The organism is Paraburkholderia sp. BGA-UO-ETr-F12, from assembly GCF_059567945.1.
Genome location: NZ_JCAQOZ010000046.1, coordinates 339,960 through 358,032, shown reverse-complemented (window position 1 = coordinate 358,032; position 18,073 = coordinate 339,960). Strand labels below are relative to the sequence as shown.

15 protein-coding genes are annotated in these 18,073 nt (G+C 62.0%); 9 read left to right on the top strand and 6 right to left on the bottom strand.

The annotated features are described in order from the left end of the window. Nucleotides 1-38: 38 nt before the first annotated feature. The 3 genes from AC57B6_RS20815 (at nt 39) to AC57B6_RS20805 (ending at nt 1,752) form a co-directional block, all read left to right on the top strand. On the top strand, nt 39-221 hold the full coding sequence (locus tag AC57B6_RS20815) for a CsbD family protein (protein WP_028194685.1): 183 nt from the start codon (nt 39-41) through the stop codon (nt 219-221). 66 nt (nt 222-287) lie between these two features. Continuing rightward, nucleotides 288-533: a CsbD family protein gene (locus AC57B6_RS20810; RefSeq protein WP_235430058.1), complete on the top strand. Its 246-nt coding sequence runs from the start codon at nt 288-290 to the stop codon at nt 531-533. A 136-nt stretch (nt 534-669) separates the two neighbouring features. Further along, the gene (locus AC57B6_RS20805; protein WP_106357209.1) at nt 670-1,752 is read left to right on the top strand and encodes an AI-2E family transporter; all 1,083 of its coding nucleotides are present in this window, start codon (nt 670-672) and stop codon (nt 1,750-1,752) included. A 123-nt stretch (nt 1,753-1,875) separates the two neighbouring features. On the opposite strand, the gene AC57B6_RS20800 is transcribed toward AC57B6_RS20805, so the two are convergent. The 3 genes from AC57B6_RS20800 to AC57B6_RS20790 form a co-directional block, all read right to left on the bottom strand. Beyond that, a complete protein-coding gene (locus tag AC57B6_RS20800) occupies nt 1,876-3,132 on the bottom strand; it encodes an MFS transporter (RefSeq protein WP_496422017.1) in 1,257 nt (418 codons plus the stop codon). A 159-nt stretch (nt 3,133-3,291) separates the two neighbouring features. Continuing rightward, nucleotides 3,292-4,119, bottom strand: a complete 828-nt coding sequence (locus AC57B6_RS20795; protein WP_491564593.1) for an SIP domain-containing protein — start codon at nt 4,117-4,119, stop codon at nt 3,292-3,294. 82 nt (nt 4,120-4,201) lie between these two features. Then, on the bottom strand, nt 4,202-5,173 hold the full coding sequence (locus AC57B6_RS20790; RefSeq protein ID WP_046572859.1) for a PadR family transcriptional regulator: 972 nt from the start codon (nt 5,171-5,173) through the stop codon (nt 4,202-4,204). 457 nt (nt 5,174-5,630) lie between these two features. On the opposite strand from AC57B6_RS20790, the gene AC57B6_RS20785 reads away from it, so the two are divergent. Further along, nucleotides 5,631-6,341 (top strand): SH3 domain-containing protein, encoded by a 711-nt coding sequence (locus tag AC57B6_RS20785; protein WP_496422016.1) that lies wholly within the window; start codon nt 5,631-5,633, stop codon nt 6,339-6,341. A gap of 168 nt (nt 6,342-6,509) precedes the next feature. Here AC57B6_RS20785 and AC57B6_RS20780 read toward each other — a convergent pair whose 3' ends face one another. Both AC57B6_RS20780 and AC57B6_RS20775 read right to left on the bottom strand, forming a co-directional pair. Then, a complete protein-coding gene (locus AC57B6_RS20780) occupies nt 6,510-7,424 on the bottom strand; it encodes a glutaminase (RefSeq protein WP_028194678.1) in 915 nt (304 codons plus the stop codon). Between the two features lie 107 nt (nt 7,425-7,531). Continuing rightward, on the bottom strand, nt 7,532-9,109 hold the full coding sequence (locus AC57B6_RS20775; RefSeq protein ID WP_046572860.1) for a DHA2 family efflux MFS transporter permease subunit: 1,578 nt from the start codon (nt 9,107-9,109) through the stop codon (nt 7,532-7,534). 286 nt (nt 9,110-9,395) lie between these two features. On the opposite strand from AC57B6_RS20775, the gene AC57B6_RS20770 reads away from it, so the two are divergent. From AC57B6_RS20770 to AC57B6_RS20760, 3 genes are all read left to right on the top strand, one after another. Further along, a complete protein-coding gene (locus tag AC57B6_RS20770) occupies nt 9,396-10,055 on the top strand; it encodes an alpha/beta hydrolase (RefSeq protein WP_496422015.1) in 660 nt (219 codons plus the stop codon). A 190-nt stretch (nt 10,056-10,245) separates the two neighbouring features. Beyond that, complete coding sequence (locus tag AC57B6_RS20765; protein ID WP_496422014.1) at nt 10,246-11,298, top strand: rod shape-determining protein; 1,053 nt, start codon at nt 10,246-10,248, stop codon at nt 11,296-11,298. 192 nt (nt 11,299-11,490) lie between these two features. Beyond that, nucleotides 11,491-12,348 (top strand): alpha/beta fold hydrolase, encoded by an 858-nt coding sequence (locus AC57B6_RS20760; protein ID WP_496422013.1) that lies wholly within the window; start codon nt 11,491-11,493, stop codon nt 12,346-12,348. Between the two features lie 77 nt (nt 12,349-12,425). Here the strand turns inward: AC57B6_RS20760 and AC57B6_RS20755 are convergent, their stop codons facing one another. Then, nucleotides 12,426-12,827 carry a hypothetical protein gene (locus tag AC57B6_RS20755; RefSeq protein WP_028194673.1) on the bottom strand — a complete coding sequence of 134 codons (402 nt, stop codon included), beginning with the start codon at nt 12,825-12,827 and terminating at the stop codon, nt 12,426-12,428. Between the two features lie 433 nt (nt 12,828-13,260). Between AC57B6_RS20755 and gltA the strand changes: the two genes are divergently transcribed. Beyond that, the gene (gltA, locus tag AC57B6_RS20750) at nt 13,261-14,559 is read left to right on the top strand and encodes a citrate synthase (protein ID WP_178371109.1); all 1,299 of its coding nucleotides are present in this window, start codon (nt 13,261-13,263) and stop codon (nt 14,557-14,559) included. 1,199 nt (nt 14,560-15,758) lie between these two features. Further along, nucleotides 15,759-18,041: an amylo-alpha-1,6-glucosidase gene (locus tag AC57B6_RS20745; RefSeq protein WP_028194670.1), complete on the top strand. Its 2,283-nt coding sequence runs from the start codon at nt 15,759-15,761 to the stop codon at nt 18,039-18,041. The last annotated feature ends 32 nt before the right edge of the window (nt 18,042-18,073 follow it).

The following is an 18,073-nucleotide window of genomic DNA, read 5'->3' as shown; positions in this document are numbered from 1 at the left end:
TCTTTGGTGCACAACCTAACCTTTCAAGGAAAATCGTCATGGATAAGAATCGTGTCGAAGGTGCGGCGAAACAGGTCAAGGGCTCCGTCAAGGAAGCGATTGGCAAAGTCACCGGCAACCGGACGACCCAGGCCGAGGGCGCGGCCGAAAAACTGGCCGGCAAGGTGCAGTCGAAAGTCGGCGAAGCTGCGGACGCGGTCCGTGACCGCGTGAAGAAGTAATCCGGCAACAACCGTAAAGCGCCCGCTGCGGCGGGCGACGCTTGCTCACTCTGTTCAAGGAGAACGATGATGAATTCAAATCAGATCGAAGGAACCGTGAAAGATGCGGCAGGCAAGGTGCAGGACGCGGTCGGCGGTCTGACCGGCGACGTCGACCTGCAGGCCGAGGGCAAGGTCCGCCAGCTTGCCGGCAAGGCTCAGGCGAAGTATGGCGACAGCGTCGAGCAGGTCGCCGAGACCGCACGCAACAATCCGCTCGGTGCGTTGTTGATTGCGCTCGGCGTCGGATTTCTGCTGGGCAAGCTGATGTAAGCCGGATCACGGCGCTTTGCGACGCGTGGTGCATGGCGTCGCGAAGCGCGCGTCTTTAGCCTTGGCGGGCGCCTGGTTGTCCGATGTTCCCGGCGGCTTTCAGGCGCCGGGTTCGCCGTCTGTTCGAGGAAAGTTAATGCTGGGATTCGACGTCTGCACAGCCAGGAAAGTCTGGACTGCGTTTCTGATTGCGCTGCTGCTGTTCATTATCTATACCGCGTCGTCCACATTGTTAGTGGTCGTATTCGCGGTTTTTTTCAGCTATCTGATCTACCCGATGGTCGATTTCGTCGACCGCTTCCGGCCGCGCCCCGTGCCGCGGGTTGCCTCGATTGCGCTGGTGTTCGTGGTGGTGGTCGCGGTGATCGCGGTGGCAGGTTCGCTATTCGGTGTGCAACTGCAGGATCAGGCCACCCGTCTGTTCGCGCAACTGCCCGAACTGATGAAATCCGACGTGCCTAACCGTCTTCCGTTGCCGCATTTTCTCGAGCCGCTGCGCGAGCGAATTGTGGATTTCGTGCGCGGGCAGATCGAGACCGGTTCCGACAAGGCCGTGCCGATGGCGCGCAGTGTCGGTCTCGGCGTGATGCATGCAGCGAGCAATCTGATTTACCTCGTGCTGATTCCTATTCTGAGCTTTCTGCTCATCAAGGAAGGCCCGCAGATGCGTGATGCGTTTCTTGATCTGCTGACGGACCGGCATCGCGTGCTGTGGGGCGAGATCGTCACGGATCTGAATGTGCTCCTGTCGAAGTATGTACGGGCATTGTTGTTCCTGTCGCTCGCGACGTTGATCTGTTACGGGGTGGTTTTTTCGTTGCTGGGTGTGCCGTATGCGTTTTTGCTGGCCGTTAGCGCAGGGTTGCTGGAGTTTGTGCCGTTCGCCGGGCCGCTGGCGGCGGTGGCCATTACGCTGGTGGTGGCCGTTTTCAGCGGGTATGCGCATTTGCTTTGGCTGGTGATTTTTATTGCGCTGTACAGACTGTTTCAGGACTATGTGCTCAATCCCTATCTGATGAGTGAAGGGGTGGAGGTGAGCCCTTTTCTCGTGATTGTCGGGTTGCTGGCGGGGGATCAACTGGGTGGTGTGGCGGGGATTTTCCTCGCCGTGCCGGTGATTGCCATGTTGAAGATCGTTATTGGCAGGGCGCGGGTTTTTTATGCGTCTTCTGCGAAGGGAGAGGCCGCGCGGCGGGCTCTGGTGGGTGAGCCGGATTAGCAGTTTTTTCTGTGTTCTCGGCCATTTCACCCCGATAACAAGGCCTTCATTCTTCCGGCTGCACCGCGCGCGCCGACGCGGTGCTCCGGGATGGACGCCGGCTTACCTGTTGTCTCGGATTCTCTAACCTTCGCCGACTGCGTTGCTTCCCAATGGCGTGATTGGCGGCAATGAGCTTTCTGCCCCGTGCACTCGCGATATCCAGAATATCGCGACCAGCGCGACGGCGACCGCTGCCCAGCCGACCGTTCCGTACCCCACGATCTGCCCGCTCGGCGAACTGCTTAGCATCAGACCGCCGATCCATGCCCCGCATCCCGTGCCCAGAGCCTGTAGCGCGCTATTTGCGCTTAGAAAAGCGCCTCGGCGGCTTGACTCGGGGACGGTGGTCAGGAGTGCCTGCATCGGTACCATGCGCGCGGACATCAGCACCATGAAAAACGGGAAGAACATGACCAGGACATAGAACGGCAGATCCGGCAGATGCGTGACGAACAGGACGGGTAGAAACGAAAGTAGCGCTGCTATCCGGAATACGCGGCGTGTGCCGAACCGGTCAGCAAGTTTGCCCACGCGGCGCGAAGTGAAGAATGTTGCTGCGCCGCCCGCCATGTACAGCCAGGACAACTGCGCCGGCGCCACCCCATGGTTGGCAACCAGTACCGGTGAGATAAAAGGGATCACCAGCATGTGCGAGACCATCATCATGAAGGTCAGCGCAAACGCATTCATATGGCGCGGGTTGCTCAAGATCCGCCACAAGTCAGGCAGCACCTCGCCAAGCGCCGGCTGACGGCGACTCAGATGCTCGGTAAGCGAAGGCACCAGTTGTGAGCCCGCAACCCACACAAGCAGCGACAGCACTACCAGTAAATAGAAGGGCGCGGCCCAGTTGAAATGCGCGCCTAACATCACGCCGGCCGGCACGCCGGCGATCGCGGCCAATGAAAAGGCCGTCATGATCGTGCCGGTTGCGGCGCCGCGGCGCTGCACCGGAATCACGTCGCCGACAATCGCCATGATCACCGAACCCAGCACGCCGCCCGTAATGCCGGCAAATGCGCGCGCAGCAAGCAGGAGAGGGAAGCTGGTGGCCAACGCACACGCCAGGTTCGATAGCGCGAAGAGCGCATAGACGGTCAGCAACAGCCGGCGCCGGTCGAAGCGGTCGATATAGGTCGCCGCGAATAGGCCCGAAAGCCCTGAGCACCACGAATACGCCGACACGGCCGTTGCAAACGCAGCGGGTGTGATGCTGAATGCGTGCATGATCTGCGGGCCGAGCGGCATCATCACCATGAAGTCCATGATGATGGTGAGCTGCGTCAGCGCAAGCAGCCACAGTAAGCGGCGCTCGTGCTTAGTGCTAATGGAGTACATCGGTCAATTCCTTGTCTTGTTGTTCGGGGCACGCCGCTTGTCGTGCGATCCAGTTTCGCGCGGCCCCGCAGTTCACCCGGCTTACATGGCTCACGTGGCTCACATCGCTCACCCGGTTTGACCGACGTACGCCATCCGCTGCACGCACGCTGTGGACCGTCAATCGTCGAGCGATTCGTGTACCGCTTCGGCGCCCTGTTTCCAGTAGCTGGCCGCGCGAATCCGCGACTTGTCGATACCGCGCTCGGTGCACAGGTGGTAGCGCACCGCACGCATCGTCGCGGATTCGCCCGCGGCCCATACGTAGCCTTCGCCGTCTTCAGGCAAATAGATCTCACGTACTGCCTGCAGCAAGGCCTCGCCGCGATAGGCCGATTCGCTGCGGTGGCGCCAGACCATATGCAGTTCGGCTTGCGTCGTGAATTCGATCTGCGCTGACGGGTCGGCCACTTCGATTACCGCTGCGACACGGGTGCCGGGCGGCAGTTCTTCGAGCCGGCGGGCAATGGCGGGCAACGCGGTATCGTCGCCGATCAGCAGATGCCAGTCGAACCCGGTCGGAATCACCAGCGAGCCGCGCGGGCCGCCAATGCCGAGATACTGGCCCGCTTTGGCTTGCGCCGCCCATGTTGCCGCCGGGCCGGCCTCGTGCATGGCGAACTCGATATCCAGTTCGCGCGCCTCGGCGTCGAAGCGGCGCGGTGTGAAATCCCGGGCGATCGGCCGCGGCTGGCCGGTGGGAAACACCGGACCGTCGGGGCCGGCTTCCGGCAGCACGGGTTTGTCGGCACCGGGTTCGGGAAAGAACACTTTGATGTGATCGTCGAACGAAGCAGAGACGAAGTCGTGCAGATCCTCGCCCGTAAACGTGACGCGAATCAGATGCGGATTCAGCGCGTGGACTTTTTTGACCTGCAACAGACGGAACTTCAGCGGATGCCGTACGCGATGGACGGCCAGATCGGCGCGGTTGTCATTTGTCAGCATAAGGGTGTCATTCCTCGTGGTTGGATTGGCGCGCGAAGGTGGGCATGGGCGCCTTCGCGCGCGAGTGGCAGATCGCGTAGTCTCAAACGGTCGGTTCGCCGCTGGTTGCGTCGTTGCCAGGATTGCCGTCAGCTTCACGTTCGATTTCGTTGACCGCGCGCATCAGAATTGCGGCGATGCGGCGTTGCTCGTCGGCCGGCACGTTGTCGCGGCGCAGGAGCGCATGCTTCAGCGCGCGGCGCGCCTGGCTCAGTTCCGGCAACCAGCCGCCTTCGCTGATGTCGGCCGGCTCCTCGCCGGCGAACGCGCGGCGCACGGAATCCATCTTGCGGGCGATATGCGCCAGTTTGGCGAGCATCAACTCGACGCGGTCGCGATTGGCGGCCAGATATTCGCGGCCCGTTTCCGATAGTTCGTAGCGCTTACGGTTGCCCTCGAGTTGCACGGTGACGTAGCCGAGTTCTTCCAGATAGGTGAGCGCCGGGTAGACCATGCCGGGGCTCGGGCTATAGAAACCGTTCGAGCGCGTTTCGAGCGCTTTGATCAACTCGTAGCCGTGGCTAGGCTGGGCGTCGATCATCGAGAGCAGCAGCAATTGGAGATCTTCGGAGCTGAATTTGCGGCCGCGCGGAAAACCGTCGCCGTCGCCACCGAAGCCTCCGGGGCCGCCGCCGAAGCGTCCGCCACGGCCACCCCCACGATGTTCGTGCCCCCGGCCGATCGCGTGCCACATTGCGTGAAACGAGAAGCGGTCGTAGCCATGGCGGCCGAAGTGGGAGGCGCCGAGATCGTCGCGGTCGCGGCGCTCGTTGCGCTCGCCATGGTGTCCGTGACGACCGTGGCCGTGTTCGTCGCCGTGGAACTCATGCCAGGCGCCGCGGCTGCCGTGACGGCGTTCGAAACTTTCTTCATATCGCTCGCTGCCGCGCTCGCCGGCTCGCTCGTAGCGGCGGGCGAAGGCGTGCCAAAGCTCATGCAGCGACGGGCGGTCATGTCCGGCGAAGAAACCGTCGTCCGCGCCGCGCGAACGGGAAAAACGAGGGTGATGACGCATCTTGGGTACTCCGGTTATGTCTTAAGATGTGTCGTAAGATATATATCTAAAGATAGTTTGTCAAACTTATTTTCTGACGGCGCCGGCAGGGGGACGAATGGAACGGGAGTGATAGGGAGCGTCTCGCGGTACCGTATATCGGTGGATTGAGCGCGGGCGGTGCGGGGCGGTGCGATTGTCGCGCTGCTTTACTTCAGCATGGCATTGGGCAAAGTCACCGTTACCACGCTCAACGCTTGCGGCAGCTTCATATCGCTCAGATTAGTGAACGAGCAACGAAGCGTGAAAATTGCTGAATGTAAGAGCGCTGACAAACCGTAATTGCGCAGACCGACGGGTGCAATTCAAACGCCCCCGGTCTTGTCCAAGTAAGGTGGACCTGCTGCCGAGGCGCGCTTATCGCGACGAGACGAATAGAGCACGTCATGCATGGACCACTCTTTGCGAGGGAGGCATCGTGCAAAAGAAAATCGTCATTCGAATCGTCGCGGGAGGCATCGGCCTGATGGCGCTGTCCGGCGTTGCATTCGCTCAATCGCTGGCGTATACGAATCAGCCTGTGGACGTTTATGCGGGTCCGTCCGGGGACTATCCGGTGGTGGCGCAAGTGCCCCCGAGCGCTCAGCTCACCGTGTACGGTTGCGTCTCCGATTACAGCTGGTGCGACGTCGAAGCGCCCGGACTGCGTGGTTGGGTCTACGGCGGATATCTCGACTATCCGTACCAGGGGAGCGAGGTGCCGGTCATGACTTACGGCGTGCAGATCGGACTGCCGGTCGTGGCGTTCTCGTTCGGAACTTACTGGGATCATTACTATCGCGGCCAGCCCTGGTATCACGACCGGGACCGCTGGGCGAATCACCCGCCGCCGATGCGGGGCGCTCCGCCGCCGCATGGCGGTCCGCCGGCGGCGGGCGGTCCGGTTGTGAATCCGAGGCCGGTCATGCACGGAGCCCCGCAGCCGCAACCCCAGCCCCAGCCGGGGTACGCGCATGGGCCGACGCCGCCGCAGCCGGGGTACGCGCATGGGCCTGCGCAGCAGCCCGGACACATGATGGGCGCTCCCCAGGGACAGGCTCCCATGCACCCGGGCGGTCCGTCCGGTGAGCGCGGCGGCGAGGCGCGCGGCGGCAATGAAGACCGCAATCATCCACCGGATAACCATTAGCGATTGCATTTAGCTGACGTATGGGCGAGGTCTTGCGGTCGTGGCCAATCGCCAACCCGCAAATTCCGGACTGTGCGTGCCCTTTACATCAATCCATCGGTGGAAGGGTCACCCGGCGCCAAAGAAAACAATCAACCTCGCTCACGACGAATTGTTTATTCGGCAGCATCAGAAAATCGACCGCCCCGTATAAGTCGTCAACCATTCCAGCGCCAGCACGCCCGCGAGCGAGTTCCCATTGCTGTCGAGTCCGGGCGACCACACACATACGGCCATCTCACCCGGCAGCACCGCGACAATTCCGCCGCCCACGCCGCTTTTCGCCGGCAAGCCGACCCGGTAGACGAAATCGCCCGCCGCATCATAGGTGCCGCAGGTGAGCATCAGCGCGGAGAGCCGTTTCGCGGAACTGGTGTCGAGAATCCGCTCGCCGGTGGCGGGCACCACCCCATGATTGGTCAGGAACAGCGCCGCCTTCGCCAGCTCCACGCAGCTCATCGAAATCGCGCACTGCCGGCAATAAGCATCGACCACCACCTCGGGCGGCATCTCCATGTTGCCGAAGCTCGCCATGAAATGCGCCATCGCGCGATTGCGGTGCGCGTGCTGCAACTCCGATAGCGCGACGCGCGAATCGTAGTCGATGCTGGTTTCGCCTGTCAGCCGTCGCATGAATTCGACCAGCGCGGTTTCGGCCTGCACGAAACGGCGGCACAACACATCGGTGACGACCAACGCTCCGGCATTGATGAACGGATTGCGCGGCTTGCCGTGTTCGGCTTCGAGTTGGACCAGTGAATTGAAGGCGTTGCCGGACGGCTCGCGCCCGACGCGTTGCCAAAGTTCGTCGCCAAGCAGCCGGAACGCGAGCGTGCAGGCGAATAGTTTGGAAATACTCTGAATGGAAAAGCGCGTGTCGGCAGCGCCGGTGCGGAATACGTCACCCGATGCCGTGACGATCGCCATGCCGAAACTCCCGGCAGGGACGTTCGCGAGTTCGGGAATGTAATCGGCGACCTTGCCGGCGCCCAGATACGGCTGAAGATCGCGATGAATCTGTTCGAGGATGGATGCGTAGTTCATTGGGGCTCGGACCGTTGAAGCCGCGATTCTACTGGCATCCTGCTGCGAATTGGTGATGCGGCGTAGCGCCGCCGTGCCTGCTCGCGCGGCAGCGCCGTCGCCCGGAATCAGTGCGCGCCCGCCGCACCCGGACCGCCGCCACCCTTGGCCGGCTTTGTAATCCAGATCAGCGGAATGATCAGAATGAAAATGATCGCCGACACATAGAAGATGTCGTTCAGGCCCATCATCGCGGCCTGCGTGTTCACCGTGAAATCGAACAGCGCATGCGCCGATTGCGGATTCAGTTGCAGCAGCGACTGGGTGGAATCGATCTGCTGGTTGAACAGCGGGTTGTTGACGCTGGCCTGCTCAGTGAGCCGGGCATGATGCAGCACCGTACGGTTATTCCACTCGTTGCCGGCGATCGACGTGCCCACCGCGCCGCAGAACACGCGTGCGAAATTCGACAGCCCGGCGGCGGCCGGAATCCTGTTTGGCGGCTGTCCGGAAAGAATAATCGCCGTCAGCGGCACGAAGAACAGCGCCATCGGAATGCCTTGCAGCAGCGTGGGCAGTACGAGGTGCCACGTGTCGATTTCGATCACGTACTTCGAGCGCATGTAAAACACAATCGCGAAGCCGACAAACGCGAGCGTCGCGATGATACGTGCGTCCGAACGCGGCAGCACGCGGCCCATGATCGGCGCGAGAATCACCGCAAATACGCCGAGCGGCGCGGTCACGAGGCCGGCATCCACGGAGCGGTAGTTCAGATACTCCTGCATCCATTGCGGCAGCAACACCAGGTTGCCGAAGAACACGCCGTACGCCACTGAAATCGCGATCGTGCCGCCGAGAAAATTGCGCTGCGTGAACAGCCGCAAATCGACGATCGGGTTCTCCTCGGTCAGCTCCCACACAAGGAAAAACGCGAAACTGATCAACGCGGTGATGCCCAGAATCAGGATTACCGGCGACGAAAACCAGTCGAGATCCTTGCCCTTGTCGAGCATGATCTGCAGCGACGCGACCCATGTCACCAGCAGGCCCAGCCCGACCACGTCGATGGGTGGCTTGCGGGTTGGCGATTCGCGGGTGCGATAGATTATCCACGTGACGCCGGCCGCGAAAATGCCGACCGGTATATTGATGTAGAAAATCCACGACCAGCTATAGCTATCCGTGATCCAGCCGCCGAGCGCGGGACCCGCAATCGGGCCGACGGTGGCCGTCATGGCCCACAGCGCGAGCGCGGTCGACGATTTCTCCTTCGGATACGAACCGAGCAGAATCGCTTGCGAAAGCGGGATCAGCGGGCCGGCCACCGCTCCCTGGAACACCCGCGCGATCAGCAGGATCGGCAGCGTGGGCGCAATGCCGCATAACCACGAAGCCAGCACGAACATCAGAATCGCGCCGACGAACAACCTGATCTGGCCGATGCGTTGCGTGAGCCAGCCGGTCAACGGAATCGAGACGGCATTGGCGGCGGCGAACACCGTGATAACCCAGGTGCCTTCGTCGACCGATACGCCGAGGTTGCCCGAAATGGTTGGAATCGCCACATTGGCAATCGACGTGTCGAGCACGTTCATGAAGGTGGCGAGCGCGACGGCGATGGTCGCCAGAACCAGTTTGCCGCCTTGTAGCGGCGGCGGTGGTGCCGGCGGCGCGGCGGCAGGCGCGGAAGAGGGCTGGCTCAAAACGATTCTCCGGATTGCGGTGCAACGGATGTCTGATACGGCGTGATGCTCTGCCCAGGCAGTGAGCCGGGCGGCTGCGCGAATGCCCACAAAAGCATACCTGCATTCACGTTCCGGCGTAGTCGAAGCACGCAGATCGGACGGCAGGAAGCGTTCCGGCAGCGTATGCTCCCGGCTGAGGCGCCGCGGCGGACTGCACGTCGCCGCCTCGCTGGCCACACGTGCTGAAACACGGAAGCGCGGACACGAACCGGAAGTACAGCGAGTACGAAGAGAGGATTTGACTATGGCCTGGGAGCAATTCGAACACGGCTGGCGGCGCGCGCCGTCAGCCACGCCCGCGAGAGCGCTGGTGGTGCTGTTGCACGGCGTGGGCAGCAATGCGCGCGATCTGATGCCGCTTGCGGACATCTGGAGCGAGAGCCTGCCGGACGTGGCGTTCACCTCGCTCGACGGCACCGAGGCCTTTGACGGCGGCTTCGGCGGACGCCAATGGTTCAGCCTGCGCGACGTCAACGAAGGCAATCGCGAAACCCGCGTCGCTGCCGGCTATCCGGCCTTGCGGCGCGTACTCGAGGCGGAACTGGCGTACTGGCAGCTTCCTTTCGATCGCCTTGCGCTGGTCGGTTTCTCGCAGGGTTCGATCATGGCGATGCATCACGTCGCGACGAGCGCGGAAGGCGCTGCCGCCGCGCTCGCGTACTCGGGGCGGCTCGCCTCGGTGATCGTCGCGCAGAACCGCACGCCGCTCACGCTCGTGCACGGCGAGGAAGACGAAGTGATCCCGGTCGAGGAGCTGGAATACGCCGCGGACGCATTCAACAGCGCCGGTTACGCGGTCGACGCCTACGCGTTGCCCGGCATTGGTCACACGATAAACGCGGACGGTGTCGAGCTCGGCAAGCAGGCGCTGGAACATACCTTGGGTGCTTTGCCGCGCGGTTGACTCGCCCGGAATTGAAAAGTGGCCCTAAAGATTCTGATTTACTTGCCGTTAACTGCTCATTGGTATGAAAATCACCCCCGCCGCGCGGATCGCGCAACGCCCAACTGGGCGTGCCAAGCGGTTCGGGTAACCGGGGGCGCATTTTCAGACTGCCCAGCAAGGGCGGATAACGACACATCAGAGCCTTCCTATGGCCAGACCGACGCCGCATTACCCGATTTTCGATCGACTGTTCCGTCATTCCGTGACGGTGGACCTCGGCACGGCCAATACCCTTATCTATACCGACAACGGCGGCATCGTGCTGAACGAGCCGTCCGTCGTGGCGTTCCAGAAAGAGTCCGGCGCCGGCCAGAAACGTGTGGCGGCCGTGGGCACCGAAGCGCGCCAGTTACTTGGCCGCGCTCCGGGCAACGTCGAAGCCGTGCGGCCGATGCGGCACGGCGTGATCGCCAATTTCTCCGCGGCCGAACAGATGATCCGGCAATTCGTCGACATGGCGCGCCCGCGGCCGCTGTTCAGCCGGCGCGCGGCCTTCACCCTGTGCGTGCCGGCGGGGGCAACCCAGGTCGAGCGCCGCGCGATCAAGGAAGCGGCGGTGGCAGCCGGCGCGTGGAAGGTCAGTCTGATCGGCGAATCGCTGGCGTCGGCGGTTGGCGCGGGCTTGCCGGTGTCGGAGGCGGTTGGCTCGATGGTGGTCGACATCGGCGGCGGCACGACCGAAGTCGGCGTGATCTCGCTCGGCGGCCTCGCCTATAGCGGCTCGGTTCGCGTGGGTGGCGACAGTTTCGACATGGCGATCGTCAGTTACGTGCGCAGCCTGTACGGCGTGCTGCTCGGCGAGCAAACCGCTGAACACGTCAAGAAGGGCATCGGTTCGGCCGTACGCGACGTGCCGCTCGAGCATATGAACGCAACCGGGCGCAGCGTCGACGACGGCTTGCCGCGTACGGTTCAGGTGAGCAACCACGATATCGCCGATGCAATCGAGGGGCCGTTGCGTCACGTGATCGGCGCGGTGAAACGTGCGCTTGAAACGGCGCCGGCCGAACTGGTGACCGATATCGCCCATAGTGGCATCGTCCTGACCGGCGGCGGTGCGCTGCTCGGCAATCTGGCCCGCCGCCTGACCAACGATCTCGGACTCGAGGTCCGCGTCGCCGATGAACCGCTCACTTGCGCGGTGCGAGGCGCGGGCGCGGCAGCGGCCGCCGGTTTGCTGGATGACAACGCCTACGAGTGAATCGACTCGACGTGATTCGGCGTGATTCGCCCCCCGCGCGCCGAACGAGCTTCAGCGGATATTCAACGGCTGTGTGACAATACGCGTCGTATCCCAATTTTAGGGATGCGACTCCGCTTTCTTCTTCGAATCCATTTCTAGCCGTCGCCGCTGACAGGTTCAGCCGTCGCCGCGCTGTCCGTGAACCCACCTGTGAATCAGTCCGTTTCGGCTTCGTCCTCTGCTGTCCCTCCGTCCTTTATCGAACTGCATAGTGGCCTGCGCATGCCCTATGTGGAAGCCGGGGAGGGTGAGCTGCTGCTGTTCGTGCATGGCTCGCTGTGCGATTACCGCTATTGGCAACCTCAACTGGCGGGTTTGTCGAAGCAGTATCGCTGCGTCTCGGTGAGCCTCACGCATTACTGGCCGGTGACGGATACCGAGCCCGACCAGCCGTTCAGCTGGAGCGAACATGCGGACGATGTGGCTGAGTTCATCGATCGTTTCGGCGCCGGGCCGGCGCACGTGGTGGGTCACTCGCGCGGCGGCTGCGTGGCATTCCATTTCGCGCGGCGTCATCCGCAGTACGTGCGCACGTTGACGCTGGCCGACCCGGGCGGCCCGTTGCAGATCGCCGGCCGCCCGCCTGCGACTTTGCCGGAAACCGTCAATGCATTGCGTGCGAAAGCCGCACAACTGATCGAAACAGGGGAAGTGGAAGCGGGCTTGCAGCTGTTTGTCGATTCGGTGAGCCGGCCCGGGTTCTGGGCCATGAGCACGCCAGGCTTTCGCCGGATGGCGACCGACAACGCCCACACGCTCGCGCGTCAATTCCGCGACCCGTTGCCGGCTTACGTGCCCGAGCAGGCCGCCGAGGTGCGTTGCCCGGTGCTATTGATCGACGGCGAGAAGAGTCCCGACATGTTCCGCCGCACGGCGACGGCACTGCAAACCTGGCTGCCGGATTCGCGCCGCGAAACGGTGCGTGGCGCTTCGCACGGAATGAATCTCGCGCATCCGGCAGCATTCAATCGCTACGTCGACGAGTTCATTTGCTCAGTGGACGTTTGATCAGCGCGCGATGAGCGCGTCGTGCACTCGCCCGCGTATCGGGGGCGGTGCGCTTTCAATTGATCGCCTGGTGCGGTTCAGGCCTTGCGATGCGCGTCTTTATCGAGTGCACGTTCCGCGGCTTCGCCGACGAGACCGTGGTAATAGAGGTGCACGCCGATCGCGAGTGAGTCGTTGCGAATCTCGTGGAAGGCTTTCCATGCCTTGACCGGATCTTTGAACAGCAGATAGTGCGCTTCATGCGCGATCAGATCCGCGACTTCATGCAGCCCATGGCCGTGCAGGACATTCACCAGTGCGTCGAGGCTGCGATGGGTACGCGCGTCGGTGCGCGGGTAAAGCATATGCAATACCGCCACGTCTTGCGCTTTTAGTGCTGCCGACAAAGCCACGACGATGTCCTGATGATTCAGTGCGGTGACCACGTTGTCTTCGTTGTGGACGTGATCCGGAAACAGCATTTCGAGAGAGGCGTTCATCTGGTCCTTCCTGTTCTTCTGGCTGATTAAAAAGGCCCGCCGTAGGACGGCGGGCCAAAGACAGCGACGTGTTTGCAGGGGAAGCAAAACACGACTTCAGTATCGCAGAGCGACGGGGCTTGCGCAGCTTGACTGCCGCAAAACATTGTTGCAGTAAGCGCGCTAACCTCATTTGGCTGGCAACGGTGCCGAGCGGTTGCAGCATTTTCTCAGACCGTGTACTCGCCGGTTATTTGCGCATGTTTCCGGCGATGGTGCTTATTTTCTGTGCAATGAATGTTGCGCCAGTCGAGATGGATTGTTGCGGTCAATCGTCGCAATCTAAGCTCTTTCGGACCGTAGAATGCGAAGCGGAGCCTGAGCATGCCAAGCGGTGATCCGACGATCGGGCATGCCGGCACGTGTGCGATGTGAAAGTAAAAGGAACGTGTAGATGAACTCGAAGACACACGCAACGCTGAGCTTTTCCGACAGCGATCAGACGATTGATTTGCCTGTCTACCAGGGCACGCTCGGGCCGGATGTCATCGACATCCGCAAGCTGTACGCTCAGACTGGCAAGTTCACGTACGACCCGGGCTTCATGTCCACGGCGGCGTGCAACTCCGAAATTACGTATATCGACGGTGACAAAGGCGAGCTGCTGTATCGCGGTTATCCGATCGACAATCTGGCGCAGAACGCCGACTTCCTTGAAACGTGCTATTTGCTGCTGAAGGGCGAATTGCCGAATGCGCAGCAGAAGGAGGAGTTCGTCACCACGGTTACGCAGCACACGATGGTGCATGAGCAGATGCATTTCTTCTTCCGTGGATTTCGCCGTGACGCGCACCCGATGGCGATTCTGGTGGCGGCGGTTGGCGCATTGTCGGCGTTCTATCACGACTCGCTGGACATCAACGATCCGCAGCATCGTGACGTATCGGCGATTCGCATGATCGCGAAGCTGCCGACGCTGGTGGCGATGGCGTATAAGTACACCGTGGGTCAGCCTTTCGTTTATCCGCAGAATGACCTGTCGTACAGCGCGAATTTCATGCGGATGATGTTTGCGAATCCGGCGCAGGAGTACGAGGTGAATGACGTGCTGGTGCGCGCGTTGGACCGCATTCTGATTCTGCACGCGGACCACGAGCAGAATGCGTCGACGTCGACGGTGCGGCTGGCGGGTTCTTCGGGTGCCAATCCGTTTGCCTGTATCGCGGCGGGCATTGCTTGCTTGTGGGGTCCGGCGCATGGTGGCGCGAATGAAGCCGCGCTGAATATGCTGGAGGAGATTGGCTCGGTCGACAATATTCCTGAGTTCATTGCGAAGGTGAAGGATAAGAACTCGGGTGTGAAGCTGATGGGCTTTGGTCATCGTGTCTACAAGAATTACGACCCGCGCGCGAAGCTGATGCGTGAGACCTGTCACGAGGTGCTTGAAGAGTTGGGGTTGCATGATGACCCGCTGTTCAAGCTTGCTATGGCGCTTGAGAAGATCGCGCTTGAGGATGAATACTTCGTGTCGCGGAAGTTGTATCCGAATGTTGATTTTTATTCGGGTATCGTGCAGCGGGCGCTTGGGATTCCTACTGCGATGTTTACGTGTATCTTTGCGATGGCTCGGACTGTTGGGTGGATTGCGCAGTGGAATGAGATGATTGCCGATCCGGAGCAGAAGATTGGGCGGCCGCGGCAGTTGTTCGTGGGGGAGACTCAGCGCGAGGCTCGGGCGCTCGATAAGAGGTAAGCCGCCTGGTCGGCGGGGTTGTTGGTGATCTGGGGTTTTGGCTTTTTCCTTGCAGGGTGCGTGGGCTGGTCTGTTGTTGGGGTTTTGGTGCTTTGGCCTTTCCTTGCTTTGTTAGTGGTCTATTAGTGTTGCCCCTGTGCGGGGCGGCACCTACTTTTCTTTGCATGCCGCAAAGAAAAGTAGGCAAAAGAAAGCGGCTTTACACCGCCAGCTCATAAGCGGGTCCCCCGCGCAGCCACGGTAGTGGTGCATCTGGAATCTGTGTTCCCGCACATTCCGCTTTAGTGACAAGGGCGTCATACCTCCGGCGGCGCTGCGCGCGCCGATACCCACTTCATAAAACCGCTCGCCGGGTTTTTGCTTCCCTCATTTACCCCGTTTCCTCATTACCCCGTTTCCTGACTCGGCGTTGCATGGCTGCCACCGAGTTGCGTTTCATTCTCCCGGTTGTCCTCGTTCCCCGATTCGCTGTTGCGTCGCTGATCCGGGATGTCGTTTTGCTCTCGCGTTTGCCTCCGTTCCATGACTTGCCGTTGCTTCGCTGCTGCAGCTATAACCGCGGCAGCGATCGCGATCGCACGGCGAAAAGCGTCGCACAGACATCTTCTATGAAGTAGGGGGCGCCAATCATGGCGGGAGCGCTTCGCCGAGGCGAAGCCAATGGCCCCCGCTGCGCGAAACGAAGCCCCCGGGTTTCGCTGGCAGACCCGTCCGCGACGCACGCAGTGCGGAGTGGGAGCTGATGAGTCCTTTGTCAACGGCGTGGAGTGTGCGAGGGCACGGATTCCAGATGCACCACTACCGCAGCTGCGCGGGGGACCCGCTTATGAGCTAGCGGTTTGAGCCGCTTTCTTTTGCCTACTTTTCTTTGCGGCAGGCAAAGAAAAGTAGGTGCCGCCCCGCACAGGGGCAACGCTAATAGACCACTAACAAATCAAGGAAAGGCCAAAGCCCCAAAAAAATACCATCTCAGCAGCGAACCCACCGAGCAGACCCGCCTCCGGCGAGGGAAAAACAAAAAACCAAAAACCGAAACTCTCGTGTGATAAGTTCGTCTGACGCGTGCAGACCTTCTACAATCGGAAGCAGCCGCGCAGCCGCGCAGCCGCGCAGCCGCGCAGCCGCGCAGCCGCGCCCCCACCCCCAGACCCGCGAAAGCGACCCCCACACCGACTACGATCACCACAGGAGTGCCCTTGATGCAGCAGCCAGAAGCCCTCGGCGGCCTATCCCACTCGGGTGGAATCGACCACCACGAACCCGAGCCGGACGGCGCATTCATCCCGACGGAAAACCTCAACGTCGCGAGCGCTACCCAGCACGTGCTGAAGTCCGGCGACACCTTCATCGTCAATGACCCCCTCGGCGATATCACCGGCCATGACGACGGCCTGTTCGTCAACGACACCCGCGTTCTGTCCTCATTGCGCCTCACCTTCGGCGGCCGCGCGCCCTCATTGCTGTCAGGCAGCGTCAGCAGCGACAACACCTCGTTCACCGCGCATCTGACCAATCGCCCGCTGCCGCCGCTCGGCGGCGACAGCACGCCGGAAGGCGTAATCCACGTCGAACGCGTACGCGTGCTCTCGGGCACCGTGCTCAACGAAGCCATCGAACTCACCAACTACGGCACGAGCGATGCAGTCGTGCCGCTGTCGATCTCCTTTGCCAGCGATTTCCGCGACATGTTCGAAGTGCGCGGCCTCAAGCGCGACAAACAGGGTCGTGTCGAACCGGCACGTGTCGAGAACCGCGAGGTGCTGCTCGGTTATATCGGTCTCGATGACGTGGCGCGCAATGTGCAGATCGCCTTCTCGCCGGAACCGGACAAGCTCTTCGCCGATCGCGCGGATTACACCGTCAAGCTGCCCGCGCAAGCGTGCGTGTCGATCTATCTGTCCGTCTCGGTGCAGGTCGTCCCGCAAGCGGACAAGCCGGCCGCGGAAGTCGCACAACCCACGCACGCAGTGAGTGAAGCCCATCTGTCGCAGATCGACGCGGAACGCCCACGAGTCGGGCGCGCTGCCGTGCGCGCCGCACTGGTCGACGCCCACCTGGTGATGCGGGAACGGCGTCGCGTCACCGCGCGTGTGCGTTCGAGCAATCCGCTCTTTAACGCGTGGATCGACCGTTCGCTGGCCGACCTGGGCCTGCTGACCACCGATCTCGCCACGGGGCCGTACCCCTACGCCGGTATCCCGTGGTTCTCGACGCCGTTCGGACGGGATGCGGTCATCACGTCACTGCAGACTCTGTGGCTGCAACCAACACTGGCTGCGGGCGTACTGCGTTTTCTCGCCGAACATCAGGCGCGCGAGAATTCGCCGTTTCGCGATGCCGCGCCCGGCAAGATCATGCACGAGATGCGCAAGGGCGAAATGGCCGCCACCGGCGAAGTGCCGTTCGCGCTGTACTACGGCGGCGTCGACACGACTCCGCTATTTATCGTGTTGGCCGGCGCCTATGCAGCCCGCACGAACGACCTCGCGCTGATCGACGAATTGTGGCCGGCGTTGGAACGCGCGGCGCAATGGGTCGCGGGCGTGTGCGACAAGAATCGCTATGGCCTGCTGGACTATCAGCGCGAGTCCGACGGCGGCCTCGCCAATCAAGGCTGGAAAGACAGCCACGATTCAGTCTTCCACGCCGACGGCCGCTTCCCCGACGGTCCTATCGCGCTCGTCGAAGTGCAGGCCTATGCGAGTGCCGCCTTCGACACGATGGCTCACTTTTCGAAGCTGCGCGGCCAGCACGATCAGGCAAAGCAATACAGCGAGCGCGCGAGGAAAATCCGTCAGTGCGTCGAAGAAAAGTACTGGATGGAAGAGTCCGGCTTCTACGGCATCGCGCTCGACGGCCACGGCGAACTGTGCCGCGTCATGGCGTCGAATGCGGGCCACCTGCTGGCCTTCGGTCTGCCTTCGCGCGAGCGCGGCGAAGCGGTGGTGCGCGAGCTCGACTCCACGCTGTTCCACACCGGCTGGGGCGTGCGTACGCTGGCCGCGAGCCAGGCACGCTTCAATCCGATGGCCTACCACAACGGCTCGGTCTGGCCGCACGACAATGCGCTCTGCGCGCGCGGCCTGTCACGCTATGGCGGCAAGGCGGCGGCCGTGCGGCTGCTGCAGGCGCTCTTCCAGGCCGCGGTCAATTTCGACATGCGCCTGCCCGAGCTGTTCTGCGGTTTCCCGCGGCGGCGCGGCGAGCCGCCCACCGCCTATCCGGTTGCCTGTCTGCCGCAGGCGTGGGCGGCGGGTTCGCCGTTCATGATGCTCGAAGCCTGTCTCGGCATCACGATCGACGCGGAGCGGCGTGAAGTCATCATCGAACAGCCCATGCTGCCTGAGGGTATCGATTGGCTCGAAGTCGGCGACCTGAAAGTCGGCGATTCGTCGGTATCGATCACGTTCCGGCGGATCGGTGACAAGGTGGTCGCGTCGGCGGCCGAGCAGGGTGACGTGCGGGTAGTTGCGCTTCTCTAGATACGCGCCTTCGCGAGGAGGCGCACGCTGGA